This is a genomic window from Devosia alba (assembly GCF_039938915.1).
GTDB classification, from domain to species: Bacteria; Pseudomonadota; Alphaproteobacteria; order Rhizobiales; family Devosiaceae; genus Devosia; species Devosia alba.
Genome location: NZ_JBDUUI010000013.1, coordinates 41,805 through 63,574, shown reverse-complemented (window position 1 = coordinate 63,574; position 21,770 = coordinate 41,805). Strand labels below are relative to the sequence as shown.

The 21,770-nt window shown below is 64.0% G+C and carries 21 protein-coding genes; 11 read left to right on the top strand and 10 right to left on the bottom strand.

Going from position 1 to position 21,770, the window contains the following annotated elements; all coding sequences use genetic code 11:
* Positions 1-576 precede the first annotated feature (576 nt).
* The 5 genes from ABFY71_RS16275 to ABFY71_RS16255 all read right to left on the bottom strand — a co-directional run bounded on the left by ABFY71_RS16275 (position 577) and on the right by ABFY71_RS16255 (position 5,380).
* Positions 577-1,554 carry a zinc-binding dehydrogenase gene (locus tag ABFY71_RS16275; protein ID WP_347947002.1) on the bottom strand — a complete coding sequence of 326 codons (978 nt, stop codon included), beginning with the start codon at positions 1,552-1,554 and terminating at the stop codon, positions 577-579.
* 210 nt (positions 1,555-1,764) lie between these two features.
* Entirely contained in the window at positions 1,765-2,934 is a 1,170-nt protein-coding gene (locus ABFY71_RS16270) for a GGDEF domain-containing protein (RefSeq protein ID WP_347947001.1), read from the bottom strand.
* Positions 2,935-3,109: 175 nt separating this feature from the next.
* Entirely contained in the window at positions 3,110-4,225 is a 1,116-nt protein-coding gene (locus ABFY71_RS16265; RefSeq protein WP_347947004.1) for a site-specific DNA-methyltransferase, read from the bottom strand.
* 117 nt (positions 4,226-4,342) lie between these two features.
* Positions 4,343-4,993, bottom strand: a complete 651-nt coding sequence (gene rnhB / locus ABFY71_RS16260; RefSeq protein WP_347947000.1) for a ribonuclease HII — start codon at positions 4,991-4,993, stop codon at positions 4,343-4,345.
* A gap of 30 nt (positions 4,994-5,023) precedes the next feature.
* A complete protein-coding gene (locus ABFY71_RS16255; protein ID WP_347946999.1) occupies positions 5,024-5,380 on the bottom strand; it encodes a DUF4180 domain-containing protein in 357 nt (118 codons plus the stop codon).
* Between the two features lie 86 nt (positions 5,381-5,466).
* Here ABFY71_RS16255 and ABFY71_RS16250 point away from each other — a divergent pair, with 86 nt between their 5' ends.
* Positions 5,467-6,066, top strand: coding sequence for a hypothetical protein (locus tag ABFY71_RS16250; protein WP_347946998.1), 600 nt, complete (start codon positions 5,467-5,469; stop codon positions 6,064-6,066).
* 32 nt (positions 6,067-6,098) lie between these two features.
* Entirely contained in the window at positions 6,099-6,797 is a 699-nt protein-coding gene (locus ABFY71_RS16245) for an HAD family hydrolase (RefSeq protein ID WP_347946997.1), read from the top strand.
* Here ABFY71_RS16245 and ABFY71_RS16240 read toward each other — a convergent pair.
* Positions 6,794-7,942, bottom strand: a complete 1,149-nt coding sequence (locus ABFY71_RS16240) for a PA0069 family radical SAM protein (protein WP_347946996.1) — start codon at positions 7,940-7,942, stop codon at positions 6,794-6,796. The two genes, ABFY71_RS16245 and ABFY71_RS16240, sit on opposite strands and share 4 nt — an antisense overlap.
* A gap of 393 nt (positions 7,943-8,335) precedes the next feature.
* Here ABFY71_RS16240 and ABFY71_RS16235 point away from each other — a divergent pair, with 393 nt between their 5' ends.
* The gene (locus tag ABFY71_RS16235; RefSeq protein ID WP_347946995.1) at positions 8,336-9,811 is read left to right on the top strand and encodes an MDR family MFS transporter; all 1,476 of its coding nucleotides are present in this window, start codon (positions 8,336-8,338) and stop codon (positions 9,809-9,811) included.
* Between the two features lie 60 nt (positions 9,812-9,871).
* On the opposite strand, the gene moaB is transcribed toward ABFY71_RS16235, so the two are convergent.
* The 3 genes from moaB to ABFY71_RS16220 form a co-directional block, all read right to left on the bottom strand.
* On the bottom strand, positions 9,872-10,408 hold the full coding sequence (gene moaB, locus ABFY71_RS16230; RefSeq protein ID WP_305578579.1) for a molybdenum cofactor biosynthesis protein B: 537 nt from the start codon (positions 10,406-10,408) through the stop codon (positions 9,872-9,874).
* Positions 10,386-11,714, bottom strand: coding sequence for an MFS transporter (locus tag ABFY71_RS16225; protein WP_347946994.1), 1,329 nt, complete (start codon positions 11,712-11,714; stop codon positions 10,386-10,388). Before ABFY71_RS16225 ends, moaB begins: the two co-directional genes overlap by 23 nt.
* Before the next feature lie 127 nt (positions 11,715-11,841).
* Entirely contained in the window at positions 11,842-12,672 is an 831-nt protein-coding gene (locus ABFY71_RS16220; protein ID WP_347946993.1) for a uracil-DNA glycosylase, read from the bottom strand.
* 66 nt (positions 12,673-12,738) lie between these two features.
* Here ABFY71_RS16220 and ABFY71_RS16215 point away from each other — a divergent pair, with 66 nt between their 5' ends.
* The 3 genes from ABFY71_RS16215 (at position 12,739) to ABFY71_RS16205 (ending at position 17,124) form a co-directional block, all read left to right on the top strand.
* Positions 12,739-14,385 carry an electron transfer flavoprotein-ubiquinone oxidoreductase gene (locus tag ABFY71_RS16215; protein ID WP_347946992.1) on the top strand — a complete coding sequence of 549 codons (1,647 nt, stop codon included), beginning with the start codon at positions 12,739-12,741 and terminating at the stop codon, positions 14,383-14,385.
* A gap of 107 nt (positions 14,386-14,492) precedes the next feature.
* On the top strand, positions 14,493-16,235 hold the full coding sequence (locus tag ABFY71_RS16210; RefSeq protein ID WP_347946991.1) for a tetratricopeptide repeat protein: 1,743 nt from the start codon (positions 14,493-14,495) through the stop codon (positions 16,233-16,235).
* Positions 16,236-16,242: 7 nt separating this feature from the next.
* Positions 16,243-17,124 (top strand): 4-(cytidine 5'-diphospho)-2-C-methyl-D-erythritol kinase, encoded by an 882-nt coding sequence (locus ABFY71_RS16205; RefSeq protein WP_347946990.1) that lies wholly within the window; start codon positions 16,243-16,245, stop codon positions 17,122-17,124.
* Here ABFY71_RS16205 and ABFY71_RS16200 read toward each other — a convergent pair.
* On the bottom strand, positions 17,121-18,134 hold the full coding sequence (locus tag ABFY71_RS16200) for a polyprenyl synthetase family protein (RefSeq protein ID WP_431021546.1): 1,014 nt from the start codon (positions 18,132-18,134) through the stop codon (positions 17,121-17,123). The two genes, ABFY71_RS16205 and ABFY71_RS16200, sit on opposite strands and share 4 nt — an antisense overlap.
* 173 nt (positions 18,135-18,307) lie before the next feature.
* Here ABFY71_RS16200 and ABFY71_RS16195 point away from each other — a divergent pair, with 173 nt between their 5' ends.
* From ABFY71_RS16195 to ABFY71_RS16175, 5 genes are all read left to right on the top strand, one after another.
* On the top strand, positions 18,308-19,015 hold the full coding sequence (locus tag ABFY71_RS16195; protein ID WP_347946988.1) for a tRNA1(Val) (adenine(37)-N6)-methyltransferase: 708 nt from the start codon (positions 18,308-18,310) through the stop codon (positions 19,013-19,015).
* Between the two features lie 52 nt (positions 19,016-19,067).
* Complete coding sequence (locus ABFY71_RS16190) at positions 19,068-19,913, top strand: S49 family peptidase (RefSeq protein WP_347946987.1); 846 nt, start codon at positions 19,068-19,070, stop codon at positions 19,911-19,913.
* A 3-nt stretch (positions 19,914-19,916) separates the two neighbouring features.
* Positions 19,917-20,141: a hypothetical protein gene (locus ABFY71_RS16185; RefSeq protein ID WP_305578561.1), complete on the top strand. Its 225-nt coding sequence runs from the start codon at positions 19,917-19,919 to the stop codon at positions 20,139-20,141.
* Between the two features lie 51 nt (positions 20,142-20,192).
* Complete coding sequence (locus ABFY71_RS16180; protein WP_305578559.1) at positions 20,193-21,116, top strand: glycine--tRNA ligase subunit alpha; 924 nt, start codon at positions 20,193-20,195, stop codon at positions 21,114-21,116.
* A 79-nt stretch (positions 21,117-21,195) separates the two neighbouring features.
* Positions 21,196-21,756, top strand: a complete 561-nt coding sequence (locus ABFY71_RS16175) for a LemA family protein (RefSeq protein ID WP_305578557.1) — start codon at positions 21,196-21,198, stop codon at positions 21,754-21,756.
* Positions 21,757-21,770 lie beyond the last annotated feature (14 nt).

The window sequence follows — 21,770 nt, the reverse complement described above, 5'->3', positions numbered from 1 at the left end:
TACACTCCTTAAAGCTCAACCCTGAATCTGTGCCATGGGTGCTGATGGCGAACAGTCCATGTATCGCCATAGGGTAGTGCTAGGTTCAACGCGCTTGTCGGCTTCCCACCACCAATAGACGTGCGTCGCTAGCTCATCGATCTCCCGGAAGCAGCATTCGCCCACATAACGAGCGCCGCCATCAGACGCATAGCCTGCATATGCAGCTACATCCTTTGGCAACTGCGCGCCGCACGATTGGCACCGGTCATAGCTATTTGACCGCAACGCTCTCAATTCCGCATTGAAACGACCAGTACTTTTCAAGCTAAGGCCTCTCGCTTTCTTAGTGACAGGTCGCTAATTCCGCCTAGAACGCGGCGTGAAACTCTATGGCGGCTTTCGGGTGAAGTACAACCAAGTTGCAGTGTCTGAAACGGAGTCGCTTTCTGCCATGGAAATGGTGCGTATTTCTGGAGGCGGGCGATCCCGTCCGAATGGCCAATGTGGCCGGTGAACAAGGGCCTATCGGAGCTTGCAGCAGGGGCGGGGCCCGCCATTATGGCGCGCCCCATCGTGTGGGGGTGCAGCAGAGCCTCAGGCGCGCAGCAGGACCTTGCCGGCGCGGCCGGGGACCAGCGCGGCATCCATGGCCTTGGCCGCATCGGCCAGATCGAAAATGCCGCCGACGGGCAGGGGCAGTTTGCCCTGAGCGGCCAGGGTCACCAGCTCGCCGATCAGCTTGCCCTTCTTCGCATTGTCCATGGCGGCGCCGACCTTGGCGCCCCAGAACCCCTTGATGGTGATGTGCTTGAAGATGATGGCGCCCGAATTGAGCGGCATGGGGTCGCCAGTGGCCGTGCCGAACACCACCAGTTCGCCCTCATTGCCCAGCACCTCGACAAGCCCGGCGCCAACCGCGCCGCCCACCGAATCCACCGCAGCACGCGCGCCGTCAGGGCCGGTAATGGCCTTGACCTGGTCGATCCAGTCGGCGTCCGAAGTCACCACGATATTGGTCATGCCCAGATCGGCCAGTGCCTGCACCGCCTCGTGCCGGCGCACCAGATTGACCAGGTGAATGCCGCGCTCGGCCGCCAGTGCGGCCATTACCTTGCCCACGGCGCCATTGGCGGCGGTCTGGACGATCCAGTCGCCCTTCGTGACGGTCAGGAAATCGAGCAGCGAAATGGCGCTGAATGGCATGGCGATCAGCTGGGCTGCCGCTTCATCCGAAATTGCGTCGGGCAGGGGAACCACGCCATTGGCCGGGGCGATGAAGAACTCTGCCCAGGTGCCATGAATGCCAGCTGCGGTGACGCGCTTGCCAACCAGCGCCGCATCGACGCCTTCACCAACGGCATCGATAGTGCCGACCGCCTCAGTGCCGCCAATGGCCGGCAGGGCAGGCTTGTAGCCATAGCTGCCGCGCGTGGTCCACAGATCGTGATTGTGGATGGACGACAGGATCGTGCGGATGCGCACTTCACCCTTGCCGGGGTCCGGCGGGGCGACATCGCGCAATTGGGTAACGTCAGCGGGATTTCCGAAATGGTCATAGATTGCTGCGCGCATGGTGAAGTCCTTGTGGTGAAGTGCTGGGTCAATGCGCGGCGGGCGCGCGGACGCGGGGGCAACAAACTGAACGGCAGGCAGCAAAAATCCGCCCGCACTGTTCCGATCATTAAAGTGCCTGCCCTGATGTAGGGATCAAGCAACCCATCTTCCAGACGGTGATCATGATTTTGCGGAAGTGGCTGGCGCTACACCCCAGCGGAACGCCCTTCACGCAGCGCGCTGCTCGCCATAGCTGCCCGTGCCCGGCACGTGACCGTGGGGATTGTGAACGACGACGCGGTTGCGCCCCGCAGCCTTGGCCGCATAAAGCGCCGAATCGGCCCGCGCGAACGCCTTGCGGACCGGCTCACTGGCCTTGTGTACCGCAACCCCGAAACTGGCACTCAGACGCTCATCCTCGGGCAGCGTCGCGTGGGTGAGCTGGTGGAAAGCGATGCGGATGCTCTCGGCGATATCGGCCGCCTCCTGGGCCGCGCAGCCGGGCAGCAGCAGCGCGAATTCCTCGCCCCCGATGCGCCCCGCGACATGGCCGCTATGGTTCAGCAACAGGGCAAAGCTGCGGATAACCTGGTCGCCTGCCTCATGCCCGTACAGATCGTTGACCCGCTTGAAATGGTCGATGTCGCAAAAGATCACCGCGCCGGACCGCCCGTATTCGGCAGTCATGGCATCCATCATGCGCCGGTTGAACAGCCCGGTCAGGCTGTCGTGCTCAGACTGGTGCTGGAAGGTCTCGATGGTCGCGGTGATGACGCGCGCCAGCAGCAGGATGATGATGATGGGCGTAAGCAGACTGGCGGCACTCAGAAACAGCGCCTCGCTGCCGGATCTGCTGAAGCTGAGGAAGGTGACGTCCGCCCCGATATGCACCGGCAGCGCTGCCAGACGCAGCACCGTGAACCCGGCCAGCACATAGACCATGATGGTCAGGGCAGTCAGCAAGTGCGATTGACCAAATGCGCGCTGCTGCAACCGCCACGCGGCGTCGAGCATCGCCACGATGCAGGCCAGCTCGAACGCTGCCGCCTGTGCTGCGATGGGGGCGCCAAACCAGCACAGCATGACGGCTGTGGCGGACAGCGTGGCGACGGTGGCAATCACCATGCGTCGACCGGGCAGACCGGGTACCAGCGCCGCGATGGCCTGCCCCGCCAGCAGAAAACCCAGCGGCGCGAGCACCGCAGCGGAAAAGAACTCGATTGCCGTGCCGGCACCAAAGGTGAGGATCAGTGTCTGCACCGTGCCATTGACCAGGGCTCCGGACACCCAGGCCAATGTCGCATTGCGACCCAGCGTGACACTCGCAGCCGCGCATAGCAGCGCCAGCACGCCAAGCACCGCAGCGATCACGATGTTCAAGCCAACAAGTGTTGTCACTAACCTCTATCCCGCTTCTGCTGGCCCCATGGTGCCAGCCGGGCGTTAACAGAAGCGTCCGGTATTGCGTCGTATTGGCTTAATTGCGACCGAATTTGTGGCGTGGCACCAACAAAAAAAGACCGCCGGGGCAAACCGGCGGTCCAAGCGGATCCTGAATGATTGGAGGTCAAAATCAGGCCGACATCAATTCTAGTTTCGCCCGGATACCGATCCGAAGGTTATCGATTGGGGTCGGGCGACCGGATTGTTCGTGGTGCCAGAATGTCCACCCGTTGCATGCCTCTGCCCCCTGAACCAATGCCCCGACCTTGTGGATCGAACCTTGGTGGGAACCTGAGACGAGTGAGCCGTCAGCACGAACCATGGCAGAGTAACGTTTGTTCAGGTCAAAGAGTTGCGCGCCCGGCTCGATTAATCCCTGCTCGATCAGCGAACCGAACGGAATGCGGACTTCCTTGCGTTTGGGTGTCACCGACTGCAGCGCCTCGAAGACGCCCGGCCGGATCGCCGCAATGCGCTTGAGCGCGGCATTGATATAGCTGTCTTCGCGCTCGATACCGATGAAGTGGCGTCCCAGCTTGCGGGCGACAGCGCCAGTGGTGCCGGTGCCGAAGAACGGGTCGAGCACCACATCGCCCGGCTTGGTGGTCGCGTTCAGAATGCGGAACAGCAGGGCTTCCGGCTTCTGGGTCGGATGCACCTTCTCGTCGTCGTCATTCTTGAGCCGTTCGGTGCCGGTGCAGATCGGAAACAGCCAATCGCTGCGCATCTGCGTGTCATCATTGGCCAGTTTCATGGCTTCATAATTGAAGGTGACGCGGCTCTTCTGGCTCTTGGCGGCCCAGATCAGCGTTTCATGCGCATTGGTGAAGCGCGTGCCGCGGAAATTGGGCATCGGATTGGCTTTGCGCCAGATCACGTCATTGAGCATCCAGTAATCCAGATCCTGCAGCGCTGCGCCGACCCGGAAAATATTGTGATAGCTGCCGATCACCCACAGGGCGCCATCGGGCTTGAGTACCCGGCGCGCCGCTTTCAGCCAGGCGCGGGTAAATTTGTCGTAGTGGGCAAAGCTGTCGAACTTGTCCCACTCATCGTCCACCGCATCAACCTTGCTCTGGTCGGGCCGGGTCAGGCCCTGTTCGAGCTGCAGATTGTATGGCGGATCCGCGAACACCAGATCCACCGAGCCAGCCGGCAAAGCGTTCATGTGGTCGATGCAATCACCCACCAGAATGGAATCGATCGGAAGACGCGAAGCCTCTTCCGCAGCGGCTTCTGGAGCCATACGCGCGGTACGCAACATTCACTTAACCCTAACGCAATACTAACACGCCCGTTATAGCGCCGCAGAGTTAATGGAGCGTTTTTGCGTAGGGTTAGCAGGGGGTTAACGGCTGCGCCGCTAGCCCGCCAGACGCCGCAACCGGGCCCGGGTCACCGGGCCAAAGGCCTCGCGATGGTGCCGGCAGGGGCCATGTTCACTCAGTGCCGTCATGTGCCGGGGGGTGCCATAGCCCTTGTGCCCGGCAAAGCCGAAGGCCGGCGCGTCGCAATCCATGATCGCGCACATCCGGTCGCGCGTCACCTTGGCGACAATCGAGGCGGCGGCAATCGACACGCTGCGACCATCGCCGCCAATCAGCGCCAGCCCATCGCAGGGCAGGCCCAGCGGCACGTCACGACCATCAATCAATACCCGGTCCGGCCGCAGGCTGAGCCCGCAGGCGGCCTGGGCCATGCCCCACAGCGTCGCGCCGCGAATATTGCGCGCCAGGATGATCGACGGCGGGGCCACCACCACACTGATCGCCAGGGCCGAAGCGAACACCAGCTCAAACAGGATTTCGCGCTGCTCCTGGCTGAGCTTTTTGGAATCATTGAGCCCGGCGGGAATGGCGGCCGGGTCGAGCACCACTGCCGCCACCACGACCGGACCGGCCAGGGGGCCGCGTCCCGCCTCGTCGACACCGGCAACCACGCGGGCGCCCCGGGCCTGGAGCCAGGCCTCATGGCTGTAGTCGGGAGCGGTCTGGGGCGGCGAATCGATCAGCATGGTCGCAGCATCGTCCTGGCGCTGTTCAAGTCAAGCGAGCCGGGCGAGCAGAACTTCACCATCGGGCACGAACAGGTGGTGGCCGCGGCGGTTGGTCTCGTGGACGAAATCGTGCAGCGCCCTGCTGGACGCAATGGCGGTGGCAATGTCGCCCTGGATCACCAGGCGCCGGCCATATTGTTCCATCTTCTGGAACACCTCGCCGGCAAGGCGCGTTTGCAGATCGAGAAAGCCGGGCGCCAGCCGGGACACCGGCACGACAATGATGTCGGGGTCGGCGGCATAGGTCTCCCCGATGAGGTCGGGGCCGGTCAGGTCTGCCCCCAGCAGGCCGCCCTCGGGCGGGAGTTCGCAGATGACGATACCCTTGTGCGCGGTGACAATCATGTCGATCTCCCTGACTTAACCCTGTGACGAGCCCAGGCTATGGGTATAGTAGCGGCTGCCGGGGGGCACCAGAACAAGAGAAACAGATGATTTTCCGGACCGGCATCGTACTTTTCGCTGCTTTTGCCTGCGCAGTCCCTATCGCCGCCGAGCCCTTCCATCATCCCTTTGGCGAATGGCGCGAATATCATCGCGACTGGCTGGCGGCGTGCCCTGATGTGATCGACGAGGGGGCGGCTGATTATTATGGCTATTCCTGCTTTGCCAGCACCGGCAGCCAACAATTCAACAGCGCCGGCCAGCCAGCCTACAAGCTGACCGTGCTGCGCAATCGCCTGACTGGTGCGCACGATATTGCCGTGACCATTGCTGCTGATGACGCGCAGACCGACACCAGCGGAATGCTGGAGCTGAGCTTTGCCGGGGACACCACCATACGCCTCGATTTTGCCAGCGACCTCGAAACCCGCCACAATACGCTCAATCAGTTCTTTGTGGTCGACCCCGCCCGCACGGCGGAGGTGCTTGAGAAGATGAAACAGCGCAATGCCATGACCCTGACCGTCCCCTTGATAGATGCCGCCAGCGCCGAACGCAGCACCCATACGGTGCGACTGTCGCTGCGGGGCGTGCTCGCCTCGCTCGATTTCATGGCCGCGTTCGCCCGCAAGGTCGCCCAATACTAGCCACGCCCCTTCCAGAAACCCCGGAACCCTTCATGACCCCGACGCCCGGCGCCGCGCTGCTGTTTGATATCGATGGCACGCTGGCCGATACCGATCCGGTGCACCTGGAGGCCTTCAACCGCGCCTTTGCGCCCTTCGGTCACCATTTCGACCGCGCACGCTTTGCCCGCGAACTGCAGGGGCTGGCCAATGTCGACATTGCCCGCACGCTGCTGCCCGGTCTGTCTCCCGCCCAAGGCATGGCCGTGCTCGATGCCAAGGAAGCGCTGTTCCGCGATCTGGCAGCTTCCTCCATCCACGCTGTCCCCGGGCTGTTTGCCCTGCTCGATCTGGCCGATGCCGCCGGTATCGCAATGGCGGCAGTGACCAATGCGCCGCGCGCCAATGCCGAGCTGATCCTTGACGGGCTTGGGATCACCCATCGCTTCAAGGCCCTGGTGATCGGCGCGGAACTGGCGCATGGCAAGCCCCATCCGCTGCCCTATCTCGAAGGGCTGCGGTTGCTCGGCGCCGATGCCGCCGTTTCGGTCGCCTTCGAGGATTCGCGCACCGGCATCGCCTCGGCAACCGCCGCCGGTCTGGCCACTATCGGCATGCGCACCAGCCTCGACGATGCGCAATTGCGCGCCGCCGGCGCGGTGCTCTCCGCTGATGGCTATGACGATCCGGCCGTGCTGGACTTCATCGGCACCTGGCTGCGCAGGCCCGCCACCGCCCAGGGCCGGGCCTAGAACAGGCTCATCTGCGCGCTTTCGAGCTGGGGCGGCGTGAACAGGTCACTGCGCAGGCCGGGCAGCTTGCCATCGAGCCCATAGCGCTCCCGCGCCTTGTCGAAGCGCTGCCGCAGCAGCGTGGCATAGGGGCCTTCGCCCGTCATGCGGGTGCCGAAGCGGCTGTCATAATCCTTGCCGCCGCGCGTATCGCGCACCAGCGACAGCACATGGCGCACCCGATCGGGGAAATGCCGCAGCAGCCATTCGCGGAACACGTCGCGCACTTCGCCGGGCAGGCGCAGCAGGATCATCTGGGCACTGCTCGCCCCCTGTGCCGCGGCGGCATCGAGAATGCGTTCGAGCTCCATATCGTTGATCGCCGGGATCATCGGCGAGGCAAACACCGCCACCGGCACGCCGGCTTCGCTCAGCAGCCGGATGGCTTCCAGCCGGCGGGCCGGGGAGGAGGCGCGCGGCTCCATGCGGCGGCTCAGCTTGTGGTCCATCGAGGTCATCGAAATGGCGACCTTGACCAGGCCCAGCTTGGCCAGTTCGCTCAGCAGGTCGAGATCGCGGATGATCAGCGAGGACTTGGTAGTGATCATCACCGGATGCCTGGTCTCCAGCATCACCTCGAGAATGCCGCGCGTCAGCTTGTGCTTGCGCTCGGCCGGCTGGTAGGGGTCGGTATTGGTGCCCATGGCAATGGGCTTGACCCGATAGCTCTTGGCCGACAGCTCAGCCCGCAGCGCCTCGACGGCATTGGTCTTCACATAGATATCGCGCTCGAACTCGATCCCGGCCGAATGGCCCAGAAAGGCGTGCGTTGGCCGGGCATAGCAATAGGAACAGCCATGCTCGCAGCCACGATAGGCGTTGATCGAGCGCTCGAAGCCGATGTCGGGACTGTCATTGGAGGTGATGATGGTCTTGGCGCGCTCTGCATGCTCGACCGTCTCAAAGATCGACAGCGGCTCGACATTGTCCCAGCCATCGTCGAAGGATTCGCGGGTCTGCTTTTCAAAGCGGCCACTGCGATTGCTCTGCGCGCCGCGGCCGCGAATGCGGTCCACGTCGAGCAGCTCGCGCCGCGCCAGATCGGCGTCGCGACTGCGGCTCAGCCGCTCGAGGGCTTCAAATGACGGAGCTTGATAGAGGGCCATGCGAACATCTCCTGCCGAGGTTGGAGCAGTCGAATCGTGACTGAACAACGCTTCAGTGATGTAGCAGTTCCATTGGAACAGAACAAGAACATTAACCGGATCGCCGACACTGGTGTAGCGCGGCGGCAACAGCATCGATCCAACAAACCCGGTCCGCACAGCTACGAATAGACGAGTGCGTCGAACCCGACTATGCCAAGCGCCCTGCCAATCACATCCGCGTCATCGCGAGCCGGCCAGCGCATGCCACCTTGATGCTGCGCAGCGGTGTCGCCGCCGCGATTGAGCGTTCTGCTGACAGCCGATGTCACAGGAATAGTTCAAGACCACGTCGAATATGACTGGGGCCGTTCGTCATCCTGACGACGCCTGCCGATCCGAGGGAAATCATTGATGACGACCGAAGCACAATTCACCGACTCCGCGCTGCCGGGCGCGCTGGCACCTGCCGACAACGCGGCGCGCAACAAACTGGTCATTGCCCTGCTGCTGGGCTCCACTTTCGTCGTCTTTCTCAATGAGACGATGATGAGCGTGGCCATCCCCCATCTGATGGCTGATCTGGGTATCCAGGCCAATATGGCGCAGTGGCTGACCACCGCCTTCCTGCTCACCATGGCCATCGTCATTCCGATTACCGGCTTTCTGCTGCAGCGCATGAACACCCGCCCGATCTTCATGCTGGCCATGGCGGTTTTTACCGCTGGCACGCTGATCTGCGCCGCTGCGCCGGGCATCGAGCTGCTGATTTTCGGCCGCGTCATCCAGGCCGTCGGCACCGCCATCATGATGCCGCTGCTGATGACCACGGTGATGACCCTGGTGCCGCCGGAAACCCGCGGCAAGACCATGGGCAATATCTCCATCGTCATCTCGGTGGCGCCCGCCATCGGCCCGACCATTGGCGGCTTCATCCTGGCCAATTTCGAGTGGCGCTGGATGTTCATCCTGATGCTGCCCATCGCCCTGGCGGCGCTGGCCCTGGGGGCGCGCAAGATGCAGAACGTCACCACGCCGCGCTATGCGCCGCTCGACATTGTCTCGGTGATCCTCTCCGCGCTGGCCTTTGGTGGCCTGGTCTATGGCCTGTCCAGCCTGGGCGAAGGCGAGCAGGCGGGGGCCGCCTTCCCGATCTGGCTGCCGCTGGTGATCGGTGTGGTGGCCATGGTGGTGTTCATCTGGCGCCAGATCGGTCTGGCACGGCAGGACAAGGCGCTGCTCGATCTGCGCACGTTCCAGTCCCGCAATTACACCGTTTCGGTGCTGACCATGGCCATCGCCATGATGGCGCTGTTCGGCGTGGTGATTCTGCTGCCCATCTATACCCAGAACGTATTGGGCATAGACACGCTGCAGACCGGGCTCCTGCTGCTGCCCGGCGGCTTGCTGATGGGCCTGCTGGCGCCTTCGGTGGGGCGGCTTTATGACCGCATCGGCCCGACCAGGCTTCTGGTGCCGGGCACGGCACTGGTGTCGCTGGTCCTGTGGGCCTTGACCCGGGTCGATCAGCACACCTCGGTCTGGGCCATTCTGACCGGCCATATCATCATCAGCGTCGGCCTTGCCCTGATCTTCACGCCCCTGTTCACCGCCGCAATGGGCTCGGTGCGGATGGACATGTACTCTCATGGCAGCGCCATTCTGGGCTCGGTGCAACAGGTCGCCGGGGCGGCGGGCATTGCCCTGTTCGTGGCCCTGATGACCATTCGCACGGCCAGTCTGGCGGCAGATGGGCTGGAGCCGGTGAGCGCATTGGCCGGCGGCATTCAGCTGGCGTTTCTGGTCGGGGCGGTGATTTCCCTGTTCGCCATCGTCACCGCCTTCATGGTTCGCAAGCCGGAGAACAACATGCCGGGCATGGGTCACTAGCCCAAACGTCAACGGCGCCCCGCGGGGCGCCGTTTTTTTATCCCGCTCCTGTTGGGGCGCTCAGCGCTCGTCCAGCCGGGGCATCAGTTCGACGAAGTTGCAGGGCTTGTGCCGGTAATCGAGCTGATGGGTAAGAATACCCTCCCAGGCGTCGCGGCAGGCGCCGCGCGAACCCGGCAGACAGAACACGAAGGTCGTGCCGATCAGCCCGCCGGTGGCGCGCGACTGCAGCGAGCTGGTGCCCACCGTGGTCGCCGAATACTGGTGGAACAGTACCGAAAAGCCGTCCATCCGCTTGTCGAACAGCGGCTCGACCGCTTCAGGGGTCACGTCACGACCGGAAAATCCGGTGCCACCGGTGGTCAGGATAACGTCAACGCCCGGGTCGGCGACAAAGCCCTGCACGGACTGGCGAATCAGCTGGATATCGTCGCGCACCACTACCCGCTCGGCGCAGCGGTGCCCATCGGCCTCCAGCAGCGACTTCAGCAGGGCGCCGCCGGTATCAGTCTCGAGGGTTCGCGTGTCGGACACGGCGATGACAGCGATGGAAAGGGGCTTGAATTCCCGATCCTCAAATCGTTCGGTCTTGAACATCGGGGCTCTCCTCATCATTCAACCCGGCCAACTCGTCCGGCACCGGCTCTTCGTCGACCCGCATTTCCATCTCGTCGCCGTCGCTGCGTGGATCGAGCACAATGCTCTCCGGCGTCACCTGGCGGTCATTGCCCATGGGCTGGAATGGCGCGCGGTCGGCGGCGTCCACGCTCTTGCGGATGCGCATGCGCAGGAAGGCGGTTCCGGCCAGGGCGCCGTGGAAGGTGGCGGTGACCAGGAACAGCCCCACCGGCGACCAGGCATTCATGATCAGCGAGGAGACGACCGGACCAATCGCCAGCCCGATGCCCAGGATCAGCAGCATGCCGCCGGCGATCTTGGCGAACTCGCCATCCCTGGCATAGTCATTGGCGTGCGCGACAGCGACGGCATAGATCGGGTTGGCGGCAAAGCCATAGGCGGCAAACAGCACATACATGCCCCAGCCCGCTTCGGGATTGATCAGCACGGTGAGGATGCCGACAATCGAGGCAAAGCCCGACAGGCCGATCATCACGATGCGGCGGTCAATGCGGTCCGACAGCCTGCCAAACGGGATCTGCGCCACCGCGCCCAGAATCGCGGCTATGGCGAACAACAGCGCGATGCCGCTGGCGTCGAGCCCGCGCTGATAGCCATAGACCGGCGCCAGCGTGCCGAATGAACCATTGGCCATGCCGACCGAGAACGCGGCAATCGCGGCCACCGGCGAGGTGCGGTAGAGCAGACCGATATCGATCCTGGCCGACGACAGCGGCCGTGGCTGCGGGCTTGAGGTCATCGCCGTCGGCAGAATGGCGCAGGCAAAGGCGATGGCGCCGATCACGAACGGCACATAGCCCGCCGTGCCGGTGACCGACATGGCCACCTGACCCAGCGTCGAGGCGGCCATGTTGATGGTGACATAGATGGAAAAGATCGTGCCCCGGCTCTTGTTTTCGGCGACTTCGTTGAGCCAGCTCTCCACGATCATCGCCGCCCCGGCGAAGCAGAACCCCGACAGGGCGCGCAGCACGATCCAGCTGATATCGTTGACCCAGAGCAGGTTGAGCAGAATGGTAATGGTGCCGATGGCCGCCATCACCGAAAACGCCCTGATATGCCCGGCCTTGCGCACCACCATGGGCACGGTGATGGAGCCGGCGACGAAACCGACCGACCACCCAGTGCCGATCAGGCCCAGCGCCAGCAGGGAAAAGCCTTCCTCGGCGCCGCGCACCGAGAGCAGCAGCCCCTGCAGCCCGCCGCCAAACATCAGTAGGGCAGAGCCCATGAACAGGGCGTAGATCTTGATTACCGAGGCCATGACGCTTTCGACTGTGCGGGACGGGAATAACGCTGCAAATCACGCAACGGTGACATTAGTGCGGCCTTCCGCCTGCGGTGCAATGGAAAACCGGCCATGCCCCCCAATTTTCCGGCCGACCTCGGCCCTAGCCGTCCAGCCCGAGCGCGATGATCTTGAGTTTGAGGCTGAGCATATCCGCCCAGGCCTGCTCCTTGGCCCGTGCATTGCGCAGCAGATAGGCCGGGTGCAGCGTGGGGATGGCCTCAACCTGATGGTTGCCAATGGCCAGGTTCTCCCACTTGCCGCGCATCTTGATGATGCCGGCAGTGGTGTCAAAAATCGTCTGCATGGCCGGCCCGCCCAGCGTCATCACCAGTTTGGGGGCCACCAGTTCGACCTGTCGCTGCAGGAAGGGCAGGCACAGCGCCAGCTCTTCGGGCGTCGGGGTGCGATTGCCGGGCGGCCGCCATGGCACGGTATTGGCGATATAGACTTTGGTGCGATCCAGCCCGATGGCCGCCAGCATGCGGTCGAGCAACTGTCCGGATTTGCCGACAAACGGCTTGCCCTGACGATCCTCCTCGGCCCCTGGGGCCTCGCCGATCAGCATGATGTCGGCCTCGGGATTGCCATCGGCAAACACCAGCTGGGTGGCGCGCAATTTCAGCCCGCAGCCATCATAGCGGCCCAATATGGCCTGCAACTCATCCAGCGTCTTGGCTGAAGCCGCCAGACTGCGGGCTTCTGACGGGTCGCCGCCAAGAACCGGTGCCTCGGCAGCGCGCTGTACGGGCTGTGATCCGGGCGATGCTGCCGCGACCGGCGCGGCCACCGCAGCAGGCGTCACCCGGGCGGGCGGGCGCTGCGCGAAACGGTCGACCGGCGCTTCGCCCACGGCAATATCCACGCCGGCGGCGCGATACCAATCCAGCACGGCGAGCATCTCGTCGTGATTTAGCGGGTGATCTTGGGTCATGTTCTCTGTTATGTCACAGCCCGTTTGGCGCGGCCAGCCGCGTCAGAGCTCACGGGGGCATTGTATATGGCAGAGGCGGGCACGCGCGAAACTCTTTCCACCGATGTGCTGATTGTTGGCGCCGGCCCATCCGGACTGGCCGCCGCGATCCGCCTCAAGCAGCGTCACCCCGAACTGGCTGTGACCGTGGTCGAGAAATCCGCCGAACTGGGCGGCCATATCCTCTCGGGCGCGGTGATGGACCCGCGCGGGCTCGATGCACTGATCCCCGATTGGCGCCTCAAGGGCGCGCCGGTGGGCCCCGATGTCACCCGGGACACCTATCACCTGCTGACCGAGACGGCCGATTTCGCCTTTCCCCACTGGCTGATGCCACCGCAGCTCAAGACCCCCGGCGCCGTGATCGTCAGCCTGGGCAATCTGGTGCGCTGGCTCGGTGAGCAGGCCGCCGAACTGGGTGTCGATATTTTCCCCATGACCGCAGCGGTCGATGTGCTGGGCGGCGGCGGCGCGCCCGTGCGTGGCATTATTACGGGCGATCTCGGCCGTGATGCAGCGGGGAGTCCCAAGCCCGGCTTTGCCGAGGGCATTGCGCTGGAAGCCAGATATACGCTGATCGCCGAGGGCGCGCGCGGCTCGCTTGCCAAGAAAATCATCGCCGATTTCGAGCTGGCGAACGACCCGCAGAAATACGGGCTGGGCATCAAGGAAGTCTGGGAGATTGCCGCCGACAAGCACCAGCCCGGCCAGGTCGACCATTATCTCGGCTTCCCGCTCGACAACCGCACGGCCGGCGGCGGCTTTGTCTATCACGCCCAAGATCGCAAGCTCTATGTCGGGCAGGTGACCTATCTGGACTATCAGAACCCCACCCTGTCACCCTTTGACGAGTTCCAGCGCTTCAAGACCCACAAATCGGTGGCGTCCCTGCTCGATGGCGCGACCCGCATCAGCTATGGCGCGCGCGCCGTCACCGCCGGCGGCTGGCAATCGATTCCCACGCTGGCTTTTGCCGGCGGCGGTCTGATCGGCTGCGCCGCCGGGTTCATGAATGCGCCCCGCCTCAAGGCCATCCACAATGCCATCCTATCCGGCATCGGGGCCGCCGACGCGGTGGCCAGTGCCATCACCCAGGGCCGCCAGCACGACCTCATCGCCGACCTCAGCGAGCGCGTGCTGCAGACTGGCATTGCCGACGAACTCAGGGGCGTGCGCAATGTGAAGCCGCTCTGGTCGCGGCTGGGCACGGTGCTCGGCGCGCTGGCGGGCGGCCTCGAAATGTGGTCTTCAGCCCTTCTGGGTCGTTCACTGCTCGGCACCTTGCGGCATGACAAACCCGACTTTGCCGGGCTCAAGCCCAAGGCCGCCGCCCCCGCAAGGACCTACGCCAGGCCCGATGGCAAATTGACCTTTGATCGGGCCTCTTCGGTCTATCTTGCCAATCTGGCGCATGATGAAGACCAGCCGGTTCACCTCAGACTGGCCGATCCCCTGGTGCCGGTGCGCGACAATCTGCCGAAATATGGCGAACCGGCGCCGCTCTATTGCCCGGCCGGCGTCTATGAAATGGCCGAGGAGGGCGGGGCCCCGGTGTTTCGCATTCACGCTGCCAATTGCGTGCACTGCAAGACCTGTGACATCAAGGATCCGGCCCAGAACATCACCTGGGTGCCGCCAGAAGGGGGCAGCGGCCCCAATTACAGCGGCATGTAGCCGGACACCGTCATCACGCTCGCGCGGGCGGCCTTGCGGCGCGGTCCCAAAACGGCCAATCTTTGACGCCAGAATGGGCCCCGTGGGCCAAGGGAGAATACATCGTCGTGACATCGCATCTGAACCGCTTCGTGCGTCCGGCCCTGATGGCCATTCTGCTGGCAACATCGGCAGGTCAGGCCGCGCTATCGGCCCCGTCCATGCAGACGGCCCAATCGGACACCCGAACCAGTTTTGATCTGCTGCCCATGCTGCGGGCCAGTGTCACCGGTGCCTATCTGGCGGGCCAGCAGGCGCTGCAGGATTTGCGCACTGACGAGGCAGCGCGCTATTTGTACCAGGCAGCCCAGGCCGATTGGCAGAACCCGGTGCTGGTTGAACGCGCCTTCATCGCCTTTGCCGCCGATGGGCAGATCGGACAGGCAGCCTCCACCGCCAAGCATCTGCTGGAACTCGATCCCAGCAATGAGCTGGCCGAACTGGTGGTAGCCAGCGAGGCGCTCAAGGAGCGCCGCTACGATGCCGCCGAGCGCCAGCTGGGCGCCATCGGGCAGGATAGCTTTACCGGCATCACGGCCAGCATTCTGCGCTCCTGGGCCCTGGTGGGCGGCAATCGCAAGGCCGAAGCCGACGCCATGCTCGACAGCCTCGGGCAGACCGGGTTGAACGATTTTCTGGTCTTCCACCGCGCCTTGATGGCGCAGGTGGCGGGCGAAACCGAAGAGGCCATCGATCTGGCCGCCCAGGCCTTCGAGGCCGAGCCCTACGTGGCCCGCATCGTTGAGGTCTATGCCCGCGTCCTGGCCAATGCCGGACGCTTTGACGAGGCCAGGGACGTTATTGCCGAATTCGAAGGCCAGGGATTGAGCCACCCCATCGTCACCCTGGTGCGCGAGCAGATCGAGGCTGGGCAGCGTCCCGGCATATTTGCATCCAATGTGCAGGTCGGCGCCGCCGAAATGTTCCATGGTATCGGCGTTGCCCTGTCGCGCGACGGCAGCCTTGACCTGGCGCTGGTGTTCCTGCGCGTGGGGCTCTATCTCGACCCCAATGCCGATGTGATTTCCCTGGCGCTGGGCGAGTTGCTCGATGCTGCTGGCCAGCATGACGCCGCCAGCCGCATCTATGATGGGGTGCCGGTGACCTCGGCAATGAAGCCAACAGCGGTGGTGCGCATCGCGCAGAACCTTGATGCGCAGGGCGACCGCGCCGAGGCCTTGCGCCGCCTGGGCAATATCGTGGCTACCCGGCCTGATGATCTCGACGCCGTATCGGTCTATGGCGACATGCTGCGTTATGACGAGCAATACCCCGAAGCGGCGGCTGCCTATAGCAAGGCCCTGGCGATCACCGGTGGCGACCACCCGACCGATTGGCGCTTTTTCTATGTGCGGGGCATTGCCTATGAGCGTGCCAAGCAGTGGCCCGAGGCCGAAACCGATTTCCTCAGGGCGCTGGAGCTCAATCCTGACCAGCCGGCGGTGCTGAACTATCTTGGTTACAGCTGGATCGATCAGGACATGCATCTCACAGAGGCGCTGGCGATGATCCAGAAGGCCGTCGAGGCTCAGCCCCAGGATGGCTATATCGTCGATTCGCTGGGCTGGGCCTTCTACAAGCTCGGCCGCATCGATGAGGCCGTGCAGACCCTTGAGCGCGCCGTGTTGCTGCGGCCCAACGACCCCGAACTCAACGATCATCTGGGCGATGCCTACTGGACGGCAGGTCGCCAGCTCGAGGCGCGTTTCCAGTGGAATGTTGCAGCGGCAATGGATGAGGATGGCCATGTCAAGGAACGGGTGGCCCGGAAGCTGGCTGATGGCCTGACGGCAGGAAACGCAACTGAATAGCCCCGGCGTGGTCGAGCCGCCCATTCAGATCGCCCCCGCCAAGATCAATCTGGCGCTGCATGTGACGCGGCGGCGGGAGGATGGCTTTCACGACCTCGAAAGCCTGGTTGTCTTCGCCGCGCTCGCTGACGAAATCGAGGCCATGCCGGCCGCAACCGATTCACTGACCATTGTCGGGCCCTTCGCCCGGGGGCTGGGGGCGGGGGAGACCAATCTGGTCTCGCGCGCCGTAGCGGCCTTCCGGGCACGTTGGCCCGATGCGGTGGCAACCGGCCTGGCCCTGCGCCTGACCAAGAACCTGCCGGTGGCAGCCGGGATCGGCGGCGGCTCGGCGGACGCCGCTGCCGCCCTGCGCCTGATGGTGTCGCAGTCGCGCCACCCCATTGCCGTGCCTGAACTCTCCGATCTGGCAGCCCGGCTCGGCGCTGACGTGCCCGCCTGCCTGATCTCGGCGCCGCTGCTGGCGCGCGGCATTGGTGAACTGCTGCAGCCGCTGACCGACTTTCCGCAACTGCATGTCGTGCTGGTCAATCCCATGGTGCCGCTGGCCACGGCCGATGTTTTTCGTCGCCTGCGGGCGCACGACAATTATCCGCTGCCCGCCGTGCCCGCGCCGCTGACCCGGCCGGTCCAGCTCGGTATCTGGCTGGCTGAAACACGCAATGACCTGCAGCCGCCAGCGGTCAAGCTGGTGCCGGTAATCGGGGAGATTGTTGATCATCTGGCCCAGACCCAGGGCTGCATGCTCGCCCGCATGTCGGGTTCGGGCGCTACGGTGTTCGGCCTGTTCGGCTCAAGCGGCCAGGCCCATCAGGCCGCGCAATTGATGCGCCAACACAACCCCGAACACTGGGTGGCTGCCGCGCCGCTGCTGCTGCCGGGCACCTAATAGGCGCGCAGCACGCTGAATTCGACAACGTCAATGAGCAGGGTGCGCAATTCCGAGGCGGGCAGGACCTCAAGGGCCTGCTGCGCGGCGCGGGCATGGGCATGGGCCTGCGCCAGGGTGCGCGGCAGCGTTTCCAGCCGGTTCAGAATTGCCACCACCTCGGCAACCTGCTCGGCGGTGGCCTCGGCATCGCCCAGGGCACTGGCAATGGTTTCGCGTTCGGCTTGACTGCCCTCGGCCAGCGCCAGAATGATCGGCAGGGTCATCTTGCCTTCGCGCAGATCATCGCCGGTATTCTTGCCCAGCGTGCCGGCCTGGCCGCCATAATCGAGCGCATCGTCAACCAGCTGGAAGGCATTGCCCAGCTCCAGCCCGTAACTGGCCAGTGCCTTGCGGCCGGCGGCGTCGGCGCCACCGGCGATGGCGCCGACCTCGCAGGCCGCTTCAAACAGCACGGCGGTCTTGGCGCGAATGACTTCGGCATAATCGGCCGGGGTCGTGGTCAGGTCGCCGGTTTTGGACAGCTGGAACACTTCGCCTTCAGCCATCACCGCGGAAGCTGCCGACAGCACACCCAGCGAATCGATGTCGCGGGTCTCCACCATCATCATGAAGGCCTGGCCGAGCAGGAAGTCGCCCACCAGGATCGAGGCCTTGTTGCCCCAGACCATCCGCGCGGCCGGCTTGCCGCGCCGCATGTCGCTCTCGTCGACCACATCATCGTGCAGCAGGGTGGCGTTGTGCATGAACTCGACGGCGGCCGCGAAATTGATCGCCGAGCCCTCGCCCTTGCCGAACAGTTGCGCCGCCGCGACCGTCAACATCGGGCGCAGGCGTTTGCCGCCGCTGTCAATGAGATAGCGGGCCAGTTCGGGCACCATGTCGACATGGGAGTCGGCCCGGCTCAGGATCAGCGCATTGACCTTGGCCATGTCGTCGGCCGTGGCAGCCAACAAGCGGTCGATCGGGGTGGCGATGGGCGCCTCTTTAATCTGAGTCAGCACTGACACCGTCTATTCACCCCAACACGCGCCACCGGCAAAATTGATTGAGTCTATCGGCTTCGCGCATGTAAGGTCGCGCAAAACCGGCCTTTTCGGGTATGATGTCCCTAGACCAGCCTGCTGACTTTGTAAAACATGAAACGGTGACGCGCGACGCCTTTTTGGGCGGCAGGCTCACTGTGTCGCAGCCACGCCACGGTTTTCGCGCCGGGCTCGACAGCGTCCTGCTCGGGGCGGCGGTGGGAGCGGGCCGCACCAGCCTGCTCGATCTGGGCTGTGGCGTGGGCACGGCGGCGCTGGTCGCGCTGGTTCATACGCCCCTGATGCAGGCTATCCTGGCCGATCAGAATCCGGAAATGCTGGCGCTTGCGGCACGCAATATCGCCGACAACGGGCTGAGCGAACGCGCCCGGACCTTGGCCGTCGATGTCAGCGCCAAGGGCAGCGAACGCCGCACTGCCGGACTGGCCGAGAATGCCTTCGACGCCGTGATCGCCAATCCGCCGTTTTTTACCGATGGTGCCGGCACGCTGGCGGGCGACGCCGGGCGGGCCGGGTCGCGCCACATGGATGGCGCCGCGCTCGACCGCTGGGTCAAGACGGCCGCCGGTTGTGCGGCGAGCGGCGGCGAAATCATCTTCATCTATCCTGCCACCAGCCTGACGCCGCTGCTGGGAGCCTTTGCCCAGCGCTTTGGCGCCATCACCGTGCTGCCGCTGACGCCACGCCCGGGCGAGGCGGCCAGCCGGGTGCTGGTGCGGGCCATCAAGGGCTCACGCGCCCCGCTGACCCTGTTGGCCAGCCGGTCGCTGCACGATGCAGAAGGGCGCGGTTTTCACGCCGATTTTGACGCAATCTTCCGCGGTTCGGCCCGGCTCGACTGGTAATCCCCAGCGCTACGCCCTAAGTCTGGCGTCGATCTTGAAGTGAGGTATGACGATGAACGATCTGGCCCCGACGGCGCGGACCTGGCTGCAGCGCCTGACCGGACGCGGCAGGGTCGTCATTCCGGTGGTCAAACTGCATGGCGTCATCGCCGCCGAGCAGCGTCAGGGCCGCATCAACATGGCCAGTGTGGCGCCACTTCTCAAGCGCGCTTTCGCCATCAAGTCGGCGCCCGCCATTGCCATCATCGTCAACTCGCCCGGCGGCTCGCCGGTGCAGAGCCGGCTGATTTCCAAGCGCATTCGCGACCTCGCCGATGAGCACAACAAGCCCGTGCTGGTCTTTGTCGAGGACGCCGCAGCGTCGGGCGGCTACTTCATCGCCGTGGCCGGCGACGAGATCATCGTCGATCCGTCCTCCATTGTCGGCTCGATCGGCGTCATCATGGCCGGGTTCGGCTTTGTCGGTACGCTGGAGAAGCTGGGCATCGAACGGCGCGTGCACACGGCGGGCAACAACAAGTCGACGCTCGATCCATTCCTGCCCGAGAAAGCCAGCGACATCAAACGTATCAAACAGGTCGAGCTGGACATTCATCAGGTATTCATTGACGTGGTGAAGACGCGGCGCGGCACCAAGCTCAAGGCGCCCGACGAGGCCCTGTTTACCGGCGAATGGTGGACCGGCATGCGCGGTGTCGAACTGGGTCTGGTCGACGCCATCGGCGACCTGCACGAAACCCTGCGCAGCCGCTTCGGCAAGCATGTTCAGCTCAAGCTGATCGAGCCCAAGCGCGGCCTGTTCTCCTTGCCGCGCCTGGGCTTTTCCGCTTTCGGCTTCAGCGCCGATATCGCCGCCACCATCGAAGATCGCGCCGTCTGGGCGCGGCTGGGGCTTTAACCTATGCTGCTACGCGTCCTCATCTTCCTGGCCCTCGCCATTGTCATCTATCTGGGCATCGCCAAGATCTGGCGCGACTGGACCCGCCAGTTCAAGACCGACGACGAGGAAGCCCGCCGCCTGCGCCGCGAACGCGACCAGCGCGAGCGTGAGAAACCCGGCATTATCGACCTCAAGCGCGATCAGGATGGACGCTTCCGTCCCGATGAGGACGACAAACGCCGTTGACCCTGCGGGATGGCCAAACTAGAGGTTTGTCCAGTTAGCAGGGACTGCCAAATGACCAACCGCCCATCCTACATGGACCCCAGGAACTCGTTTCAGGGTCTGATCCTTACGCTGCAGCAATTCTGGGCGGAGCAGGGCTGCGTCATTCTGCAGCCCTACGACATGCCCATGGGCGCCGGTACCTCCCACACCGCCACCGTGTTGCGCGCGCTGGGCCCCAAGCCCTGGAAGGCTGCCTATGCGCAGCCATCGCGCCGCCCCACTGATGGCCGCTATGGCGAGAACCCCAATCGGCTGCAGCACTATTATCAGTTCCAGGTGATCCTCAAGCCATCGCCCTCCGACATTCAGGACCTCTATCTCAAATCGCTGTATGCGATCGGGCTGGATCCGGCGCTGCATGATCTGCGCTTTGTCGAGGACGATTGGGAGAACCCCACGCTCGGCGCCTGGGGCCTGGGCTGGGAAGTCTGGTGCGATGGCATGGAAGTCAGCCAGTTCACCTATTTCCAGCAGGTTGCCGGTTTTGAGTGCAACCCGGTTGCCGGGGAGCTGACCTATGGCCTGGAACGCCTCGCCTGCTATCTGCAGAATGTCGACTCCATCATGGAGCTCAACTTCAATGGCGGCACCGGCGACGACAAGGTCACCTATGCCGATGTGTTCCTGCAGAACGAGCAGGAACAGTCCAAGTACAATTTCGAGGCTGCCGACACCGAAATCCTGTTCCGTCACTTTGCCGATGCCGAGCAGGAATGCCGGGCCATCCTGCACAAGGGCGCCCAGGCCAATCGTCAGACCATGGCCATTCCGGCCTATGAGCAGGTGCTCAAGGCCGCCCACAATTTCAACCTGCTCGATGCGCGCGGCGTCATCTCGGTGACCGAGCGCCAGAGCTACATTCTGCGCATTCGCGAACTCTCCAAGAGCTGCGGCGAAGCCTGGCTGCAGACTGCCGGCGGCGGCGCGGAATAGTGACGGCGCCCATTGCGCAGGCGTGTGCGCAATGCCAGTGTCCACAGCATGTTAAAGTGCGCTTGAGGGAGCCTGCATCATGATCGGTTGGATCATTCTTGGTCTGGTGGCTATCGCGGTCATCTACGCCATCAGCATCTATAACGGCCTGGTCAAGACCCGGCAGATGGTGGAAGAGGGCTGGTCGGGCATCGACGTGCAACTCAAGCGCCGCACCGATCTCATTCCCAACCTGCTCGAAACGGTGAAGGGCTATATGGGCCATGAGCGCGAGACGCTCGAAGCGGTCACCAATGCCCGCGCCAATGCCACCAGCGCCGCCAATGGCACACCCGAGGAGCGCGCCGCGGCTGAAGGCCAGCTCTCATCGGCTCTGGGGCGCCTGATCGCCACCGCCGAGGCCTATCCCGACCTCAAGGCCAACACGACTTTCCTTGAATTCCAGGCCGCGCTGCAGACCGTCGAAGACGAAATCCAGATGGCGCGCCGCTACTACAATGGCGCCACGCGCAATCTCAACGTCATGGTGGAGTCCTTCCCCTCCAATCTGGTCGCCAACAATTTTGGCTTCCAGAAGGCCGAGTATTTTGAACTCGAGGCCGACGCTGACCGGGCGGTGCCGTCCGTCAAGTTCAACTAGCCGGCATGCCTGCC